Raw genomic sequence first — 20,124 nt, forward strand, 5'->3', positions numbered from 1 at the left:
AGCCATGCAACCGGGCCGGAGAGGCTAACGCTCAGAACGGTCAGTCCTGGGGACGACGGCCCTGGCGCTGTGGCAGGGCCTTGCCCGCCAACAGCATCAACAGCAGCGCCATCAAGGCCATGGCCCATGCCGCATTCACAGGCACCCGCTTGACATCCGTTGGCGGGGTGTTGATAAACACCGCCGACGCGGAGGCCTCGCTATTGGCGGCCGAAGGATCAAACACATCGCTGCTGGCGCGGGTCGTGATGGTGATAGCAGCGGTCGAGGTCGGCGTGAACTTGGTAGTACAGGTGATCGACTCACCCACTGCCAGTGCCGCCACCGGCTGGGTCGGCGTGCAGACAGTCACCGCACCGGCAGGCGCGCCGCTGACGTCACAACGTGCATTGGTCGCCGTGGCTGGCCCTGCATTGCGGCAGATGGAAGTCAGCGTGAACTCCACACCCACCTTCGCATCGATGGTTGCAGGCATGCTCACTTGCATATCGGCAGCTTGCGTCGGCGTACTGACCGAGCAGGCGGCGCTGCAGCTGCCCGCTGCACTGCTGCCTACGGTGTTGACCACATTGGGGCTGGTCACCGCGTCGTCCACGCGCACCGTGTACTCAAAGGCCACCGTTCCCGGCGCTTGTGGGCTGCCGCCCGGCACCGTCGCTGGCTGCGTGCAGCTGCTACCTGCGGCCACGCAACCCGCCGTCCAGCCTTCGTCCGCGCCGACATAGCGGGTACCCGCAGGCACCGTCTCCGTCAACACCGTCGAGCCAGGCGTGCCGCCCGTGTTGCTGACCTGCACCTGGTAGGTCAGCTTGTCACCGGGCTTGATCACATAGCCTGCAGGCACAGGCGCATCGTTGACCTTCACCAGCACATTCGTCACCGTCACGGCCGATGGTGTGTTGCCGTTGACGGCCTTGGCATCGCTGTTGTTGGCGGTGTCGCTTTCGTAGCTTTGCGTTGCTGCCGTCATGCTGGCGCTGATCGCACCCTCTGCCGCAGCAAAGGTCGCCGTGCAGCTGAGACTTCCGCCTACCGCCAGGTTGGTGTTGGCATCGCAGATTGCGGCAATGCTCGCGCCACCATTGTTCACGGTCATCACGCAGCTTGCATTGAGGGCCTCCACCGGTCCATTGTTGGTGCACTGGCCAGTGATAGTGATGCTTTGACCCACCACCACGGCGCCAGACGGGATCGTCGTGATCTGCGCTTGCATGTCCGCCACGGCATTGGCCGTCTCTGCTGTGCAGCCACCGGCCGCGCAAGCGGCTGGCACATCGCTGGTCACCGTATTGATGATCTTGCCGCTACTGGTCGCAGGCGCAAGCACCTCCACCGTGAACGCAACGGTCTCCTCACCTGCCACACCTTCTGCGCTTTGCGCGGGCACCGTCAGGCTTTGCGTGCAGGTGCTGGCCGCTGCATCGCAAGCCTGTGGAGCCGGGCTCCAGCCCTGGTCGGGGTTGGAGGCACCGCCGCCGACAAACTTGGTGCCTTCTGGCACAGTCTCGGTCAGCTCCATGGTGCTGGCAGTACCGCCCGCATTGGTCACCCGCAGGTGGTAGGTCAGCGTGTCGCCGATCTTGGCTGCGTAGTTGGCGGGGACTGCCGCACCGTTGACTTGCGCCAGGGTCTTGGCGATGTTCAGCTCCGCCGGCGTGTTGACCTTGACGGTCCTCGTCGCCGTGTTGTTGCCCGGTGCGCCATCGTACAAGTCATTGCTGGTGGACACGCTGACCGCATAGTCACTGGCCGCGCTTGGCGTGAGCTTGGTGGTGCAGGTGATGCTGTCGCCCGATGCCAGCGTTGCGGCTGGCGTCGTTGGTGTGCAAGTCGTCACTGCACTGGCAGGAGCAGTCACCACGCAAGCCGCGTTCAAGGCCGTTTGCGGGCCATTGTTCTTGCAGATGCTGGTGTAGATCAGTTCAACACCGGTCGTGCTGGTCATTCCCGGCGTCACGGTCACGGTGGCCTGCATGTCTGCATGCTGCGTGCCGGTGGTCACCTGGCAGCTGCTGCAGCTGCCGACACTGCTGGTAGCCGTGTCAACGATGCTCGCCGTGCTGCCAGGGCCGGCCACGGTGACAGTGTAGGTAACGGTGCTCGTTTGGCCCGCGCCCACTGCCACCGTCTGGCTGCAGGTGCTGGAAGCCGCAGCACAACCTGCACTCCAACCCTCACCCGTGCCGGTGTAGGTGGTACCTGCTGGCACGGTCTGGCCGACATCGGTGCTGGCGGCCGTGCCGCCGCTGTTCACCACCGTCACGGTGTAGGTCAAAACATCACCGGGCTTGACCAGATAACCGGCCGGCACTGCTGCGCCGTTCACGGCGGTCAACACATTGGTGGTCACCAGGCTGGCTGCGGTGTTACCCACCGTCGACTTGGTGTCCATGTTGTTGGCCGTGTTGCTTTCATAGCTTTGCGTTGCTGCGTTGATGGTCGCACTGATGTCGCCTTGGGCTGCAGTGAAGGTAGCCATACAGCTGATGCTCTCGTTCATTGCCAGATTCGCGTTCGCACCACAGGTCGCAGCAATGCTGGTCCCGCCGTTGTTCACGGTCATCGCGCAGCTGGCGTTGACCGCATTGGCCGGGCCATTGTTGGTGCACAGGCCGGTAATGGTCACGCTTTGACCCACCACCACAGCCGAGGCTGGGATGTTGGTGATCTGCGCTTGCATGTCCGCGACGGCGTTGGCGGTCTCCACCGCGCAGGTGTTGCCTGCGCAAGCAGCTGGAATGTCGCTCACAACCGTGTTGGTGATCTTGCCGTTGCTGGTCGCAGGCGCTATCACTTCCACCGTGAACTCAAGCGTTTGCTCACCAGGCACAGCAGGAGTCGCTGTGCTCTGTGCTGGCACCGTCACGCTCTGCGTGCAGGTGCTGGCTGCTGCCGCGCAAGCCTGTGGCGCCTGGCTCCAGCCTTGTTCAGGATTCGAAGCTCCACCGCCCACAAACTTGGTGCCTTCTGGCACGGTCTCGGTCAGGACCGTGGTTCCCGCAGTGCCGCCGGTGTTGGTGACCAAGATGGCGTAGGTCAGCGTGTCACCAATCTTGGCGGCATAGTTGGCAGGCACAGCAGCGCCGTTCACTTGCGCCAAGGTCTTGACGATATGCAGATCTGCAGGTGTGTTCACCTTGACGGTAGTCGTAGCTGTGTTGTTACCTGCCGAGGCGTCATACAAGGTATTGCTGGTAGCTACGCTCACCGCATAGTCACCGGCTGCACTAGGCGTAAGCTTGGTGGTGCAGGTGATGCTGTCACCCGATGTCAGCGTTCCTGCTGGCGTCGTAGGCGTGCAAGTCGTCACTGCACCGGCAGAAGCGGTCACCACGCAGGCTGCGTTCAAGGCCGTTTGTGGGCCATTGTTCTTGCAGATGCTGGTGTAGATCAGTTCCACACCAGTCGTGCTGGTCGCGCCTGGCGTCACGGTCACGGTGGCCTGCATATCTGCATGCTGCGTGTCAGTGGTGACTTGGCAAGTCGTGCAGGTACCTACCGAGCTGGTAACCGTATCAACGATAGTGGCTGTGCTTCCTGGGCTGGCAACGGTCACCGTGTACTGCAGGGTGGTGGTCTGGCCAGCACCGACTGCCACGGTTTGCGCGCACTGCGTGCCCGCTGCCGTGCAACCTGCGCCCCAGCCTTGGCCGGCGCCTGTGTAGGTCGTGCCTGCGGGTACGGTCTGGCCGACATCGGTGGATCCGGAGGTACCACCACTATTGGTGACGCTGACGGTATAGGTCAGCACATCACCAGGCTTGGCCAGATAACCAGCGGGTACGGGGCTGCCGTTCACTGCAGTCAAGACGTTGGTGGTAGCCAGGCTGGCTGGCGTATTGCCCACCGTGGACTTGGTGTCCGTGTTGTTGGTGATATTGCTTTCGTAGCTTTGCGTTGCTGCGTTGATGGTCGCACTAATGTCGCCTTGGGCTGCCGTGAAGGTGGCCGAGCAGCTCAGCGTCTCGCTCACTGCCAAGGTCTTGGCTGCGTCGCAAGTCGCGTTGATAGTGGAACCACCATTGCTGATCACCATCGCGCAACTGGCGTTGAACGCATTGGCTGGGCCACTGTTGGTGCATAGGCCAGCGATGGTGACGCTTTGACCCACGACTACTGCCGAGGATGGGATGTTGGTGATCTGAGCTTGCATGTCGGCGACGGCGTTGGTGGTCTCCACCGCGCAGGTGTTGCCTGCGCAAGCAGCTGGGATGTCGCTAGTAACCGTATTGGTGATCTTGCCATTGCTGGTCGCAGGCGCTATCACTTCCACCGTGAACTCCACCGTTTGCTCACCAGGCACAGCAGGAGTCGCCGTGCTCTGCGCTGGCACCGTCACGCTTTGCGTGCAGGTGCTGGCTGCCACGCCGCAAGCCTCTGGTGTCTGGCTCCAGCCTTGAGTTACATCAGGAGCACTAGCTCCCACAAACTGGGTACCTTCTGGCACGGTTTCGGTCAGGACCGTGGTGCCCGCAGTGCCGCCCGTGTTGGTGACCAACATGGCATAGGTCAGCGTGTCACCGATCTTGGCGGCGTAGTTGGCAGGCACAGCCGCGCCATTGACCTGCGCCAGGGTCTTGACGATATGCAAGTCTGCAGGGGTGTTGACCTTCACGGTCGTCGTCGCGCTGTTGTTGCCCGTTGCTGGGTCATACAGGTTATTGCTGGTCGCAACGCTAACGGCATAGTCACCGGCTGCACTTGGTGTGAGCTTGGTGGTACAGGTAATGCTGTCGCCCGATGCGAGCGTTGCGGCTGGCGTCGTGGGCGTGCAAGTCGTCACCGCGCCGGCTGGAGCGGTCACCGTGCAAGCGGCGTTCAGGGCCGTCTGTGGGCCATTGTTCTTGCACACGCTGGTGTAGATCAGCTCCACACCCGTCGTGCTGGTCGTGCCTGGTGTCACCGTCACGGTCGCCTGCATGTCTGCGTGCTGCGTGTCGGTAGTCACCACACAGGTCGTGCACGTACCCACTGAGCTGGTGACGGTGTCAACAACAGTGGCGGTCGTACCTGGGCTAGCCACGGTCACGGTGTACTGCACGGTGCTGGTCTGGTTCGCACCCACTGCCACGGTTTGTGCGCACTGTGTGCCCGCTGCGGTGCAACCTGCGCCCCAGCCTTGGCCGGTGCCTGTGTAGGTCGTGCCTGCGGGTACGGTCTGGCCCACGTCGGTGCTGCCAGCAGTGCCGCCGCTGTTCACCACCGTCACGGTATAGGTCAGCACATCCCCGGGCTTGGCCAGGTAGCCAGCTGGCACGGGGCTGCCATTGACCAAGGTCAGCACATTGGTGGTTGCCAGGCTGGCTGGCGTATTGCCCACCGTGGACTTGGTGTCCGTGTTGTTCGCAGTGTTGGACTCGTAGCTTTGCGTCGCTGCGTTGATGGTCGCGCTGATGTCGCCTTGAGCTGCCGTGAAGGTGGCCGAGCAGACCAGCGTCTCGCTTACTGCCAAGGTCTTGGCTGCGTCGCAAGTCGCGTTGATAGTGGTACCACCATTACTGATCACCATCGCGCAGCTGGCGTTGATCGCATTGGCGGGGCCGCCGTTGGTGCACTGGCCCGTGATGGTCACGCTTTGTCCAACGACTACCGCCGAGGATGGGATCGAGGTGATCTGCGCTTGCATGTCCGCGACGGCGTTGGCGGTCTCCACCGAACAAGTACCAGAGGCACAAGCTGCAGCAATGTCGCTGCTCACGGTATTGGTGATCTTGCCGTTGCTGGTCGCAGGCGCTATCACTTCCACGGTGAACTCCACCGTTTGCTCACCGGGCACCGCAGGAGTAGCTGTGCTCTGTGCTGGCACCGTCACGCTCTGCGTGCAGGTGCTGGCTGCTGCCGCGCAAACCTGTGGTGCCTGGCTCCAACCTTGACTTGGGTTGGTGGCCACGCCCACAAACTTGGTGCCTTCTGGCACGGTTTCGGTCAGGACCGTGGTGCCCGCAGTGCCTCCGGTGTTGGTGACCACCATCGCATAGGTCAGCGTGTCACCAATCTTGGCGGCGTAGTTGGCAGGCACAGCCGCGCCATTGACCTGCGCCAGGGTCTTGACGATATGCAAGTCTGCAGGGGTGTTGACCTTCACGGTGGTCGTTGCGCTGTTGTTGCCAGTAGCTGCGTCGTACAAGGTGTTGCTGGTCGCAACACTCACCACATAGTCACCGGCTGCACTAGGCGTAAGCTTGGTGGTGCAGGTGATGCTGTCACCCGATGTCAGCGTTCCTGCTGGCGTCGTAGGCGTGCAAGTCGTCACTGCACCGGCAGAAGCGGTCACCACGCAGGCTGCGTTCAAGGCCGTTTGTGGGCCATTGTTCTTGCAGATGCTGGTGTATGTCAGCTCAACACCGGTCGTGCTGGTCGCGCCTGGCGTCACCGTCACAGTGGCCTGCATATCTGCATGCTGCGTGTCGGTGGTGACTTGGCAAGTCGTGCAGGTGCCCACCGAGCTGGTGACGGTATCTACGATGGTCGCGGTGCTGCCTGGGCTAGCCACGGTCACGGTGTACTGCACGGTGCTGGTCTGGCCAGCACCGACTGCCACGGTTTGCGCGCACTGTGTGCCCACTGCTGTGCAACCTGCGCCCCAACCTTGGCCGGTGCCCGTGTAGGTCGTGCCTGCCGGTACGGTCTGGCCCACGTCGGTGCTGCCAGCAGTGCCGCCGCTGTTCACCACCGTCACGGTGTAGGTCAGCACATCACCGGGCTTGGCTAGGTAGCCAGCTGGCACGGGGCTGCCATTGACCAAGGTCAGCACATTGGTGGTCGCCAGGCTGGCTGGCGTGTTGCCCACCGTGGACTTGGTGTCCGTGTTGTTCGCAGTGTTGCTTTCATAGCTTTGCGTTGCCGCGTTGATGGTCGCGCTGATGTCGCCTTGGGCTGCGGTGAAGGTAGCCGTACAGCTGATGCTCTCGTTCATTGCCAGATTTGCGTTCGCACCACAGGTCGCAGCAATGCTGGTTCCGCCGTTGTTCACGGTCATCGCGCAGCTGGCGTTGACCGCATTGGCCGGGCCATTGTTGGTGCACAGGCCAGTGATGGTGACGCTTTGACCCACGACTACTGCCGAGGATGGGATCGAGGTGATCAGCGCTTGCATATCGGCAACCGCATTCGCAGTTTCAACCGAGCAAGTACCAGAGGCGCAAGCAGCTGGAATGTCGCTCACAACCGTGTTGGTGATCTTGCCGTTGCTGGTCGCAGGCGCAATCACTTCCACCGTGAACTCAAGCGTTTGCTCACCAGGCACAGCAGGAGTCGCCGTGCTCTGCGCTGGCACCGTCACGCTCTGCGTGCAGGTGCTGGCTGCTGCCGCGCAAACCTGTGGTGCCTGGCTCCAGCTTTGACTTGGGTTGGTGACCACGCCCACAAACTTGGTGCCTTCCGGCACGGTTTCGGTCAGGACCGTGGTACCCGCAGTGCCGCCCGTGTTGGTGACCAAGATGGCATAGGTCAGCGTGTCACCGATCTTGGCGGCATAGTTGGCCGGGACTGCCGCGCCATTGACCTGCGCCAGGGTCTTGACGATATGCAAGTCTGCAGGGGTGTTGACCTTCACGGTGGTCGTTGCGCTGTTGTTGCCAGTAGCTGCGTCGTACAAGGTGTTGCTGGTAGCTACGCTCACCGCATAGTCACCGGCTGCACTTGGTGTGAGCTTGGTGATGCAGGTGATGCTGTCAGCCGATGCCAGCGTTGCGGCTGGTGTCGTTGGTGTACAAGTCGTCACTGCACCGGCAGGAGCGGTCACCGTGCAAGCGGCGTTCAGTGCCGTTTGCGGGCCGTTGTTCTTGCAGATGCTGGTGTAGGTCAGCTCAACACCGGTCGTGCTGGTGTTACCAGGGCTGACCGTGACAGTGGCTTGCATATCTGCATGCTGCGTGTCGGTGGTGACTTGGCAAGTCGTGCAGGTGCCCACCGAGCTGGTGACGGTGTCCACAATGGTCGCGGTGCTGCCTGGGTTAGCCACAGTCACCGTGTACTGCACGGTGCTGGTCTGGTTCGCCCCCACTGCCACGGTTTGCGCGCACTGCGTGCCCGCTGCCGTGCAACCTGCACCCCAGCCTTGGCCGGAACCTGTGTAGGTCGTGCCTACTGGCACGGTCTGGCCGACGTCGGTGCTGCCGGCGGTACCACCACTGTTGGTGACGCTGACTGTATAGGTCAGCACATCACCGGGCTTGGCCAGGTAGCCCGCTGGCACGGGGCTGCCGTTCACGGCGGTCAATACATTGGTGGTGGCCAGGCTCGCCGGTGTGTTGACCGACAGACTGTGGCTTGCGCAAGCAGTCGTGCCGCTGCTCACGCAGGTGACACTGGGGTCCACGCCCGGAGCGCCCGAGCCCGTGGGATTGGTAGCAGCGTTGTTGACGACGGTACCACCGCTACTTGGCAAGGTGACGGTCAGCTCGATGCTGGCCGATGCACCGGCTGCCAGCGGGCTGGCAACGGTACAGGTCAGCAAGGCAGCGGCACTGCTGGGGAGCGCGCCGCAGCTGGCGCCAGTCACGGCAGTGGCCACCACGCCTGCAGGCAGCTTGTCCTTGACGATCAGGTTGCTGCCGGTGGCCAGTTGGCCACTGTTGCTCAGGGTCAGCGTGTAGACATAGCTGGAGCCAGTCAGCGCCGTGGCTGCGCCCGTCTTGCTCAGGCTGACATTGGCGGGAGTGCTGACGGCGGCCGTCGCGCTGGCGCACACCACATTGGCCGCATTGGTACAGGCCGGGCCAGGGTCCACACCGGGATTGCCGCTGCCCGATGGATGGGTCGCCGCATAGTTGACGACATTGCCACCGCCATTGGGCATGGTCACCGTCAGCTGGATGCTGGCAGAGCCGCCATCCGCAGCGATCGGATCGCTGACGGTACAGGTCAGCAAGGCACCTGCCGCACTGGGCAAGGTGCCGCAGTTGGCACCGGTAACGGCCGTGGCCACCATGCCGGTGGCGAGCTGGTCGCGCACCACCAGGTTGGAGGCCGTGGCGGTCTGGCCGCTATTGCTCAGCGCCAGCGTATAGACATAGCTGTTGCCAGACACGGCAGTGGCTGCGCCGGTTTTGGCCAGGCTGACATTGGCCGGGGTCTTGACGGCAACCGCACCGGTGGTGGGGTCGCAGGTCTCCGTGGTCGCTGCAGCCGTACAGCTGGGATCACCGCCACCGCCCAGATTGGCGGTGTTGGCAGCGCCAGCGCTGGTGGCCGATGATGCCACCGACACGGGAATGGTCAGCACATAGCTGCCATCGGCCAGGCCGCTGGCCAGTTGGCAAGCACCAATGCTGCTGCCACTGCTGCTGCAACCGCTCAAGGTCGCGGCACCACTCACGCTGGGCGCGCCTGACAAGGTCACGCCAGCGGGCAGGCTGTCGGCAATGCTGATCGCGGCGGTGGTGGGCCCATTGGCCACACCAATGGTGATGCGGTAGCTCTGGCCGCTGGCACCCACGACAAAGCTGGTCGGCGATGCGGCCTTGGTCACGCTGAGCTTGGGGTAGACCGGCGTATTGGTAAAGGTACAGCTGATGTCATCACCGGCTTGGGGCACAACGGTGATGGAGGTGCCTCCACCCGAGGGCACACTGGTGCCACCCGCCGTCGCATTGGTACAGCTGTAGGTGGTGGTGTAACGGGCCAGGTTGGCCGCTGGCGAGCCAGCGGCAGTTTCGGTCAGCAGGTAGCTGGTGCCGGCCGTCGCGGTGGCCGGGCCTGCCGAAGCCGTGGTTTGTGTGCCGCTGGTCGTGGCGCTAGGGCCACCGTTGTTGATGCCTACAGTGAACTGGTCGGTGCCGAGAATGCGGCCCGCCACGACGGTGTTGACCGTCAGCTTGGGCGCAATGGCGCTGTTGCTGAAGGTACAGCTGATGTTGTCGCCCGCCTGAGGGGTCAGGTTGAAGCTGGTGCCCGTGCCCGCAGGCATGGTGGTGCCGGCAACGCCCGTGTTGGTACAGCTGTAGCTGCTGTTGTAGCGCGTCAAGTTGGCGCCAGCGGCTGCCACTTCATTCAGTGTGTAGCTGGTGCCGGCGGTGGCCGTGTAGGTCGTGGTGCTGGCCGAGGTTGCCGTGCCGGTGGTCGATGCCGTGGGGCCACCATTGCTGATGGCGATCGTGAACTGGTCCGAGGCCAGTGCGCGCGAGGCAATGCTCTTGACCAGGGTCAGGCGCGGCGCGATCGGGGTATTGCTGAACGTACAGGTGATGGCATCGCCCGCCTGCGGGGTCACATTCACGGTGGTGCCAGTGCCCGGCGCCACCGAGGTGCCGCCTGCGGTGGCATTGGTACAGGCGTAGGTGGTGGTGTAGCGCGCCAGGTTGGCCGTGCCGGCAGCCGTTTCGCTCAGTGCATAGCTGGTGCCCGGCGTTGCCGCGAAGGCAGCGGTGCTTGCGCCGGTGGCCGTGCCCGAGGTCGTCGCAGTGGGGCCGTTGCTGATGGCCACGGTGAACTGGTCGGTACTGGCGGCACGGCTTGCCACGTTGGCAACCACCGTCAAGGTGGCCGATGGCACCACCGGGATCGAGTCCGTGGCGCAACCGACGGTCGGCGTATTGAGCGCGGTACAGGCCGCCGCCGCCGTGCTGGTGGGATAGCTGCTGGTGGTGGGGTCGGTGTTGTCGGTACCCACCTGCGCCTTGTTGACCAAGGTGGTGCTGGTGGTCGCCGAGACCGTGGCAGTCACGGCGATGGTGGCGCTGGTGCTGGCGGCCAATGCGCCGCCAGTGTTGTTGCAGGTCAGCACATTGCTGTCAGCGCCCGAGCCCATCGCACAGGTAAAGATACCCTGGGTGGCGTTCACGGTGAAATTGCTGAGCCCCGCGGGGAACACATCGACCACGCGCACGGTATTGGCCAAGGCCTCGGCGGTCGCGGAGTTGGCGACCGTCAGCGTAAAGGCCACCGTATCGCCAGGCGCCTTGCTCTGGGGATTGGCGTGAACCTTGGTCAGCCGCAGCGTCGGCGGTGTTTGCGCCGTGTTCAGATCGATGGCGCAACCGGCTGGAATGCTGTTGTTGGTACAGGCACTGACCTGCGCGGTCGTGGGCGAGGTCGTAGCCAGCGTGGCGTCTCCGCCGCCGCCCACGCGCGCCTTGTTCATGTACTGGTCGCCGCTGGTCATCGCGCCCGCATTGGCCAGCAGGCTGAACTGGCTCACGCCGCCCGCCGCAATCGCGGTGGTCGAGGTACAGCTGACTTCCGTGTTGCTGACCCGGGTGCAGGTCCAGTCTGCGGCATTGGGGCCGGTCTTGGTGAGTGCAGCAGGCCAGTTCATCGGCGTGGGCAGCACATCGCGGAAGCTGATGGTGCCTACAGAGTTGGCGTCACCGGTGTTGCTGACCCGGAAAGCATAGGTCGTCGTGCCACCCACATAGATGCCAAAGCGGCCATCGTCCTTGGTCAGGCTCAGCTGCACACGCTTGACCGAATCGGTATCTGCCGCGCAGCCCGTGGCGATTTCAGAAGCCATCGCCGGAGAGCAGGTTTGCGTAGTGGCCACCGTGGGCGCATTGGGTTTGCTGGAATCACTGCCACCGCCAACGCGGGCGAGGTTGACCAAGGCGCTGGGCGCGGTACTGGCAACCGAGACCGGCAGCGAGATAGCGGCGTTGTCCCCGGCTGCAATCGGTGTGGAGCGGGTACAGCTGAAGCTTGTGGTGCCCGAGGTGTAGGTACAGCTAAAGCCGCCGCTGGTGAAGCTCGTTGCACCGGTATAGGTCATGCCCGTAGGCAGCACATCCACCACGGTGATTGTGCCCGCCGTGGGCGCATTGCCGACGTTGCTGACGGTCAACGCATAGGTGGTCGTCCCGCCGGCCAGCACCACATCGGTGTTATCGCTATTGGTGAGGCTGAGCAACGGCGAGTTCACCGCATCCACGTCAACGGCACAGCCTGCCGGGGACTGATTGCCGGTGCAGGCGTCCACCGCAGTTTCGGTAGGCGCACTGCCATTGAGCGGGTCACCGCCACCACCGATTTTTGCCCGGTTGGTGGCGATGGTACCCGTCGCTGTCTGCAGGCCAACATTGACCGTCACACCGAATACACTGCTGCCGCCTGCCGCGATGGCGGTGGAACTGGTACAGGTGATCACCCCGCCTCCTGCCGCGCCAGAACAGCTCCAGTTGGCGGCGTTGGCGCCCGTCAGTGGCACGGCGCCCGCAGGAATCGTCACGCCCTGCGGCAGCTTGTCCACCACAGTGATCGTACCGCTGGAGGGAGACGCACCTACATTGCTGGCGGTCAGCGTGTAAGTCGTTGACCCGCCAGCATTCACGATATTGGCGCCATTGCTCTTGGTCAGGCGCAGGTCGATCGCGCAGGCAGCACCAGGCATGGTGCCCGGTGCACTGGGTGATTGGAACGAGGCAATGCCCCCTTGGTTGCCAAAAGCGCCATAGTTGTCGGTGGTGCCGTTGGTGGTGTAGCCCGGTGTGCCGCCGTTGATGGTGGTGGTAACCACCATGCTGGACGGAGAAAAAGCGATAAAGCCCCCACCGCCCCCGCCACCAGGGCCATGGCGGTTGCCCGCATTGGTCTGGTTGCCGGCCCAGGCGTTGCCGCCATCACCACCGCTGGCGTCGATCACCGCAGAGCCACCCTCGAGCGTGTGGATCACCACCGAGCCACCTGCACCGCCGCCGCCCGCCGCATCGTTTTGCACGTTGTAGCCATTGGCGCCGCGCACATCGATCACGCCGGTACCGGCGAGATTTTGCGCACGCAAAATAACAATGCCGCCGCCAGAGGCGCCGGAGGAGCAGCGGCCGCCCGTATCCGAGCAGGCAATGCCGTTGTTGCTGTAGGCCGTGTTGTCGGCGGTTCCATCATTGGTGCCACCTGCACCGCCACCACCGCCCAGGAAGATGCGGTTGAAAGCAGTGGTGCCTACATAGCCGCCGCCGCCGCGGCCTCCGCTGTCAACCAGCGGGTAGTTCCAGGGCCGGCCACCGACACCACCAGCGGCATAGTTGCCCCCGCCGCCGCCGCCCGAATTGAACTGGCCGTTGTTGGTGCCCGAAGGCGCGCCATCAGCACCACCACCGCCCGCGTTGCCCGGCGCGCCGCGTGCACGCGATCCACCTGGGTAGCCTTCTACGCTGTTGTCTACCGACGTGATGCCGTTCGCCGCTACCGCATTGACCGTCTTGGATCCATAGTTCGTGACCTTGTTGGCCATATAGCGAGGGGTCCCGGCAATGCCCTCTCCCTTGCCGCCGCCGCCACCTGCAGTGGCATAGGTTCCCATCCAATCCTCTCGTGAGCCCTGGACCGAGCCATTGCTGCCCACTGCACCCCGAAAGCCTTTGCCGGCCAGGAAAATCGCACGGTTGGCCTGGCTTTCCACCGTGGCCCCATTGAGGGTCAAGGTATCGCGCGCATCGATGGCCACGACGCCACCGGTGGCGCCGTTCCAGGCGGGGGCCGTCACGCCACTTACCGAGGCGCTGGTGTACTGGGGCACCCGCACAACCTGGTAGGTTTTTTGCCCAGAGGTCGTCGTCGCCACTGCATTGCGGTAGGTATTGGTCAACGCAGGGGAAAACGTCACGGTCGAGCCCGAGACCGACACCACCTTCACAAACTCATAAAGACCGGAGCTGCCGACACTGGTCGAGCCCTGACCGCCACTGCCACTGTTGCCGTAAGCGCTGGAATTGACTGCATTGATGCTGGCGTCCTGCATCTGGATCACCAGCAACAGGTCATTGGCGGCCAGGGTTTTGCCTGCAGCGCCCGCTCTCTGCGTGCCGATGGTCAGACTAGTGCTGCCCGCTGCCAGCGTCGATGCTGCAGCGCCAGGAAAGTAATCATTCACAATCCCGGTGGCAGCACCCGCACCATCATTGCCCGGTGCCGCACACATCTGCGCCCAAACGCTGACAGGTAGAAGCAGCAATGCCACCAGCATGGCGGCGCGCGTACGTAACAAACGAAAAGCAGACAGGCAGGCGCACGCCTGCGTAACGCATATCCCAAACACCGACATAACCGACAACCCCCAGCCTCTTATGAGCGTCGCCAGGCCCGCGTCGGCAACGCTTTTTCTCATAGTTTTCTTGCAATTGCCTGCGGGTTTTACACCGATGCCCCTCGACAACCGAAACAAACTGTGACTAAAAATAGATAGATCGGGTTTATAGCAGCTTGGAATTACCGAGTGTGTTTCAACTTCGGAAACATTGTCAATTATTGCAAACTGTCATTTTTGATCGATTAAATCAATCACTTTTGCAGATGCGCAGATCACTAATGACGGCGAGAAAATGAAGGGCTCAGAACTGGCCTACCCGCACAGCGCGCAGCTCCCCTTGCTGACGCACCTTGACACCGCGCCGGTGGACCGGGCCCGCAGCCGCTCTGAACGGCCCGCGAATGCATAGACCCTAACAATGGCAGGCGACAAGCCCAGGCGCGCCGCCCCGTCGCGGGGGGTGCTTACGGGTAGATACAAGAGCAAGTCAGAAAGAAAAAAGACCCTGCACCGCCACCAGCACGAGACGGAAGGCTCCAACGCCAGAGATGCCGCCGGCCAAGGGCCCGTTGGCAGGCCGGGCAGCCGGGGCAGGAGCCAGAAACAGCAACGGCGCCGAAGGCGCCGTTGCTGGGGTCAATCCCAGAGTGAAAGCGGTGCTTACAGGCGCACGGGGATGCCGCGCTCGCGCATGCGCTCTTTGGCCTGCTGCACCGTGAACTCGCCGTAGTGGAAGATGCTGGCTGCCAGCACCGCATCGGCGCCGCCCTGCTGCACGCCATCGGCCAGGTGGTCGAGGTTGCCCACGCCGCCCGAAGCAATGACGGGCACGCCCACGGCATCGGCCACGGCACGGGTCAGTGCCAAGTCAAAACCGGACTTGGTGCCATCGCGGTCCATGCTGGTGAGCAAGATCTCTCCGGCGCCGCGCGCGGCCATGTCACTGGCCCAGCGGACAGCGTCCAGCCCCGTGTTCTTGCGCCCGCCGTGGCTGTAGACATCCCAGCCCTCGCCGCGCTCGATGACATCCTGGCCTTGGCGGCGCTTGGCGTCGATGGCAACCACAATGCACTGCGAGCCGTAGCGATCACTGGCGGCGTTGATGACGGCAGGGTCGGCAATGGCCGCAGAGTTGAAGCTGGTCTTGTCGGCACCGGCATTGAGCAGACGCCGCACATCGGCCACGGTGCGCACGCCGCCGCCCACGGTCAGTGGAATGAAGACCTGGCTGGCAACAGCTTCGATGATCGGCAAGATCAGATCGCGCCCATCGCTGGTGGCGGTGATGTCCAGAAAGGTCAGCTCATCGGCGCCCTGGGTGTTGTAGCGCGCCGCAATCTCCACCGGGTCGCCGGCATCGCGCAGTTCGACAAAATTGACACCTTTGACGACGCGGCCACCGGTCACGTCGAGGCAAGGAATGATGCGTTTGGCAAGCATGGAAGATCTCGTGGCAGATGGGAGCGGTGGCAATAACGCCAGACGGGCAAAACGATAACACGCCCAGCCCTGGCGCGCAGGCTGCGGGCCAGAAAAACGCCTGGCGCGCTTGGGCCGCCAAGCGTTGGATCAGGATCCGTCAATGGACGCTGCGGCCGGTGCCAATCTGCCAGCGCCAGACATCTTCCATCATGCGGTCCAGACCCAGCTTGGGCTGCCAGCCCAGCTGCGTGCGTGCTTGCGAGATATCCGCCCAGCAGTGCGCTGCATCGCCTGCGCGGCGTGCACCGATGCGAAAAGGCACGGCACGGCCATTGGCATGCTCGAAAGCGCGCACCAGACCCAGCACCGAGGTAGGCTGGCCCGAGCCAATATTGAAGCGGGCCAGGCCCGCGTGGCCGCGCAGATACTGCAAGGTAGCGACATAGGCATGGGCCAGGTCCATCACATGCAGGTAGTCGCGCACCGGGGTGCCATCGGGCGTCGGGTAGTCGCCGCCATAGATGCGCAAACCATCGCGCTTGCCGGCAGCCACCTGGGCCAGATACGGCGCCACATGGGAAGACATGCGCGGCGGGTCCTCGGCAATCAGACCGCTCTCGTGGCAGCCCACGGCATTGAAGCTGCGCAGCAAAGCCATGCGCCAGCGCTTGGGCGAGGCTTCATCCAAGCTGCTGAGCACCTGCTCAACCATCAGGGCCGTCTGGCCATAAGGCGTGCTGGCAGACAACGGTGCGTCTTCACGAACGGGGTGCGGCGCCGGATCACCATAGACCACCGACGAGGACGACACCACCAGGTTGCGCAAGCCGGCGGTCTGCATGGCGCGCAGCAGGCCAATGGTGCCCGAGACATTGTTGTCGTAGTAGCGCAGTGGCTCGCGCGCGGCGTCCGCAGAAGCGGTGAGAAAGGCGCTGTGAATGACCGCATCGAAATGCTGTTCATCGAACAACTGCTCCAGCACCGCCACGTCGCGCACATCGGCATCGATGCAGGGCGGCGCAAAGCCCAGGATCTTGCCCAGCCGGGTGATGACCGAACGCCTTGCATTGCTGAAGTTATCCAGAATCAGGAACGGCATGCCGGCTTCAGCCAAGGCAATGCAGATATGAGAGCCAACATAGCCGGCTCCGCCAGTCACGAGTATCACAGGGGGCTTTCAAAGAGGTCTTGCAGAATGCGCTATCCAAGACTTCTATGGATTCTGGCATCCTGACCAAGCGTACATTGTCCAATAAGCCACAGTTATGGAAAACCTTTGTTGGTGATCAGAAGCAGCTCCAGGTAACAACTAGCATTTGTTGACATTCCTCAAATTTGTATTCACCACAGCGACTTAAAACGCGGTGTAGGCAAGGTCCCACAACCCTGGCGCGCGACAGCGGCCAATCCAGCACACAAACTGTTTCAATTAACACAAATATAAAAAAGACCACCACTCCGGTGGCCTGGCTGCGCTGCCGTGTTGCAGAGCGTTTCTGCACCTGTCAGAGGCTGTCGCTCAATTGGTCCGCGCGCTCCTGGGCCGCTGCAAAGTCCAGATCACCGGTGTAGATGGCGCGGCCGCAGATGACGCCTTCGACGCCTTCGGGCTCGGCCATGCACAGCGCCTCGATATCGGCCATGCCCGACAGACCACCGGAGGCAATCACCGGAATCTTGATCGCCTGGGCCAGCTTGATGGTGGCGTCCATGTTGATGCCACTGAGCATGCCGTCACGGCCAATGTCGGTGTAGATGATCGATTCCACACCCCAGTCCTCAAAGCGCTTGGCCGTCTCGATGACCGAGTGCTGGGTGATCTTGCTCCAGCCATCGGTGGCGACCATCCCGTCCTTGGCATCGAGGCCGACGATGATGTGGCCGGCAAAGGCCGTGCAGGCGTTCTGCAAAAAGCCAGGGTCCTTGACCGCAGCGGTGCCGATGATCACGTACTGCATGCCGGCATCGATGTATTTCTCGATGGTGTCCAGGTCGCGGATACCGCCGCCCAGCTGCACCGGCAGCTCGTCGCCAAACTCCTTGAGGATGGCCTTGATGACTGGCAGGTTCTTGGGCTGGCCGGCGAAGGCGCCGTTGAGATCCACCAGATGCAGGCGGCGCGCGCCCGCATCGAACCAGCGGCGGGCGACCGCAACCGGGTCTTCGCCAAAGGTGGTGGATTGGTCCATATCGCCTTGCTTGAGGCGCACGCAGTGACCGTCCTTGAGGTCAATCGCAGGAATGAGCAGCATGGTAGTGGGCTGACGGTGAGAATTTAAGGGTTCCAGTGCAAGAAGTTGCGGTAGAGCGCCAGGCCCTGGTCCGCACTTTTTTCTGGATGAAACTGGGTGGCAAAGATGTTGTCCCGGCCAATGGCACAGGCAAAACGCTCGCCATACTCGGCCCAGCCGTGGCACTGGGCATCACTGGCAGGCGCCGCATAAAAGCTGTGGACAAAATAGAAATAGGACTGGTCGGGCACGCCTTGCCAGACCGGGTGGGGCTGGCCGCCATGGGCTTGCTGCTGCACCTGGTTCCAGCCCATCTGCGGCACCTTGTAGCGGCTGCCATCGGCCTGCGTACGGCCCGCCAGCTGGAACTTGCGCACCTGGCCGGCTATCAGGCCCAGGCCCGGGGTGTCGCCCTCTTCGCTGTGGTCCAGCAGCATCTGCATGCCCACGCACACGCCGAACATCGGCTTGTTGCGGGCCGCTTCCAACACGCTGTCCTGCAGGCCCGAGGCCTTGAGCTCGGCCATGCAGTCGCGCATCGCACCCTGGCCCGGCAGCACAATGCGGGTGGCGGCACGCACCACGTCGGGGTCGGCCGTCACCACCACGGCCACGGACGAGCCGGACGCCGCCGCCTGAACGGCCTGCGATACCGAGCGCAGATTGCCCATGCCGTAGTCCACCACGGCAACGGTATTGGATGAAGTTGTCATAGCTTGCAAGAAGTGAGTGTAGCGCCAGTCGCCAACGGCGGGCTTACAGCGATCCCTTGGTCGACGGAATCACGCCGGCCATGCGCGGATCATGCTCCAGCGCAAAACGCAATGCGCGCGCAAAGGCTTTGAAGATGGTCTCGCACTGGTGGTGGGCATTGAAGCCCTTGAGGTTGTCGATGTGCAAGGTCACGCCGGCATGGTTCACAAAGCCCTGGAAGAACTCGTATACCAGCTGCGTATCAAGCTGGCCAATGCTGCCAGCGGTGAACTTCACATCCATGTGCAGACCCGGGCGGCCGGAGAAATCTATCACCACGCGGCTGAGCGCCTCATCGAGCGGCACATAGGCATGGCCATAGCGGCGGATGCCCTTCTTGTCACCAATGGCCTTCGCAAAGGCCTGGCCCAAGGTGATGCCGATGTCCTCGACCGTGTGGTGGCCGTCGATGTGCAGGTCGCCCGCGCATTCAATGTCCAGGTCGATCAGGCCATGGCGCGCAATCTGGTCGAGCATGTGGTCCAGAAAACCGATGCCCGAGTTCAGCCGGGCCAGGCCCGTGCCGTCCAGGTTCACACGCACCTGGATACGGGTCTCGGCGGTATTGCGGGCCACTTCGGCCGTGCGGTGCAGCGGCGTGGCGGTCGATGGGGTGGGCACCAGATTATTCATACAGACTCCTTGAGCGCCGCCAGCATGCGGGCATTTTCTTCGCGGGTGCCCACGGTCAGCCGCAGGCACTGGGCCAGCAGCGGGTGCATGGCCGATACATTCTTGACGAGCACGCCACGCGCCTTCATCGCCGCCTGGGTCTTGCCCGCATCGTCCACGCGCATCAGCACCATATTGGCCTCCGACGGCCAGACCTTGCGCACACCGCCCAGCGCCTGCAGCGCATCGATCAGCGGCTGGCGTTCTGCCCGGATGGCGCTGGCCTGCTCGGCATACAGCGCCTCATGTTCCAGCGCAAAAATCGCCGTCTCGCAGTTGAGCACGCTGATGTTGTACGGGGGGCGGACCTTGTCGATCTCGTTGACGATGACTGCCGGCCCCACCAGGTAACCCAGGCGCGCGCCAGCCAGACCGAACTTGGACAGGGTGCGCATCAGCAGCACATGGCCATTGCGCGCGGGATCGGCACGCATCTGGTCGATCCAGCTGCGGCTGGCAAAGGGCTGGTAGGCCTCATCCATCACCACCAGCCCCCCCACGTCTGCGACGGCATCGATGACGGCCTGCACCTTGTCCTGGTCCCACAAGGTGGCGGTCGGGTTGTTGGGGTAGGCGATGTAGGTGATGGCGGGCTTGTGCGCGGCAATGGCGGCCTGCATCGCGGGCACATCCAGGTCAAAGTCTGCGGTCAGGTTGACGCCGACAAAGTCGAGGCCCTGCAGCTGGGCCGACATCGGGTACATGACAAAACCCGGCATAGGCGCGAGCATCTTGGCGCGGCCTTCGGCATGGGGCTGGGCGGTAGCCAGCGCCAGCAAGGTGATGATCTCGTCCGAGCCATTGCCCAGCAGCACGGCCGTGCCGGTGGGCGCGCCCACATAGTCGGCCAGCATTTTCTTGAGCGTCTCAAGGCGCTCGCCCGGGTAGCGGTTGATCTCCAGCGCGCCCAACCGCTCGCCCAGCTTTTGCTGCAGCGCGTCCGGCAGGCGGTAGGGGTTCTCCATGGTGTCCATCTTCAGCAGACCCTTGGAATCTTGCACATGGTAGGCCTGCATGGCACGCACATCGGCGCGGATGCGTTGCAGGGCCTGTTGGGACTTGTCTTGGGACGTCATCACATCACTC

Annotated in this window: 7 protein-coding genes; all 7 read right to left on the reverse strand. The window is 63.2% G+C overall.

The window, feature by feature from the left end; all coding sequences use genetic code 11:
* Positions 1 to 40: 40 nt before the first annotated feature.
* Positions 41 to 13,804: a beta strand repeat-containing protein gene (locus F0Q04_RS21675; RefSeq protein WP_182343484.1), complete on the reverse strand. Its 13,764-nt coding sequence runs from the start codon at positions 13,802 to 13,804 to the stop codon at positions 41 to 43.
* A gap of 816 nt (positions 13,805 to 14,620) precedes the next feature.
* Complete coding sequence (gene hisF, locus F0Q04_RS21680) at positions 14,621 to 15,400, reverse strand: imidazole glycerol phosphate synthase subunit HisF (RefSeq protein ID WP_021026068.1); 780 nt, start codon at positions 15,398 to 15,400, stop codon at positions 14,621 to 14,623.
* Between the two features lie 139 nt (positions 15,401 to 15,539).
* Positions 15,540 to 16,550 carry a UDP-glucose 4-epimerase GalE gene (galE, locus tag F0Q04_RS21685; RefSeq protein WP_116926415.1) on the reverse strand — a complete coding sequence of 337 codons (1,011 nt, stop codon included), beginning with the start codon at positions 16,548 to 16,550 and terminating at the stop codon, positions 15,540 to 15,542.
* A 337-nt stretch (positions 16,551 to 16,887) separates the two neighbouring features.
* A complete protein-coding gene (hisA, locus tag F0Q04_RS21690) occupies positions 16,888 to 17,634 on the reverse strand; it encodes a 1-(5-phosphoribosyl)-5-[(5-phosphoribosylamino)methylideneamino]imidazole-4-carboxamide isomerase (RefSeq protein ID WP_116926416.1) in 747 nt (248 codons plus the stop codon).
* 23 nt (positions 17,635 to 17,657) lie between these two features.
* Positions 17,658 to 18,326 carry an imidazole glycerol phosphate synthase subunit HisH gene (hisH, locus tag F0Q04_RS21695; protein ID WP_182343486.1) on the reverse strand — a complete coding sequence of 223 codons (669 nt, stop codon included), beginning with the start codon at positions 18,324 to 18,326 and terminating at the stop codon, positions 17,658 to 17,660.
* 43 nt (positions 18,327 to 18,369) lie between these two features.
* Positions 18,370 to 18,999, reverse strand: a complete 630-nt coding sequence (gene hisB / locus F0Q04_RS21700; protein ID WP_021026072.1) for an imidazoleglycerol-phosphate dehydratase HisB — start codon at positions 18,997 to 18,999, stop codon at positions 18,370 to 18,372.
* Complete coding sequence (gene hisC / locus F0Q04_RS21705; RefSeq protein WP_116926419.1) at positions 18,996 to 20,114, reverse strand: histidinol-phosphate transaminase; 1,119 nt, start codon at positions 20,112 to 20,114, stop codon at positions 18,996 to 18,998. The genes hisB and hisC overlap by 4 nt, the downstream gene beginning before the upstream one ends.
* Between the last annotated feature and the right edge of the window lie 10 nt (positions 20,115 to 20,124).

Origin of the sequence: Comamonas koreensis, from assembly GCF_014076495.1 — a bacterium.
Taxonomy (GTDB): Bacteria; Pseudomonadota; Gammaproteobacteria; order Burkholderiales; family Burkholderiaceae_C; genus Comamonas; species Comamonas squillarum.

Excerpts from the sequence above, each read along its gene's own strand:
- hisC (WP_116926419.1), bottom strand. The coding sequence starts at position 20,114 with ATGACGTCCCAAGACAAGTCCCAACAGGCCCTGCAACGCATCCGCGCC.
- hisH (WP_182343486.1), bottom strand. The coding sequence starts at position 18,326 with ATGACAACTTCATCCAATACCGTTGCCGTGGTGGACTACGGCATGGGC.
- hisA (WP_116926416.1), bottom strand. The coding sequence starts at position 17,634 with ATGCTGCTCATTCCTGCGATTGACCTCAAGGACGGTCACTGCGTGCGC.
- hisF (WP_021026068.1), bottom strand. The coding sequence starts at position 15,400 with ATGCTTGCCAAACGCATCATTCCTTGCCTCGACGTGACCGGTGGCCGC.
- hisB (WP_021026072.1), bottom strand. The coding sequence starts at position 18,999 with ATGAATAATCTGGTGCCCACCCCATCGACCGCCACGCCGCTGCACCGC.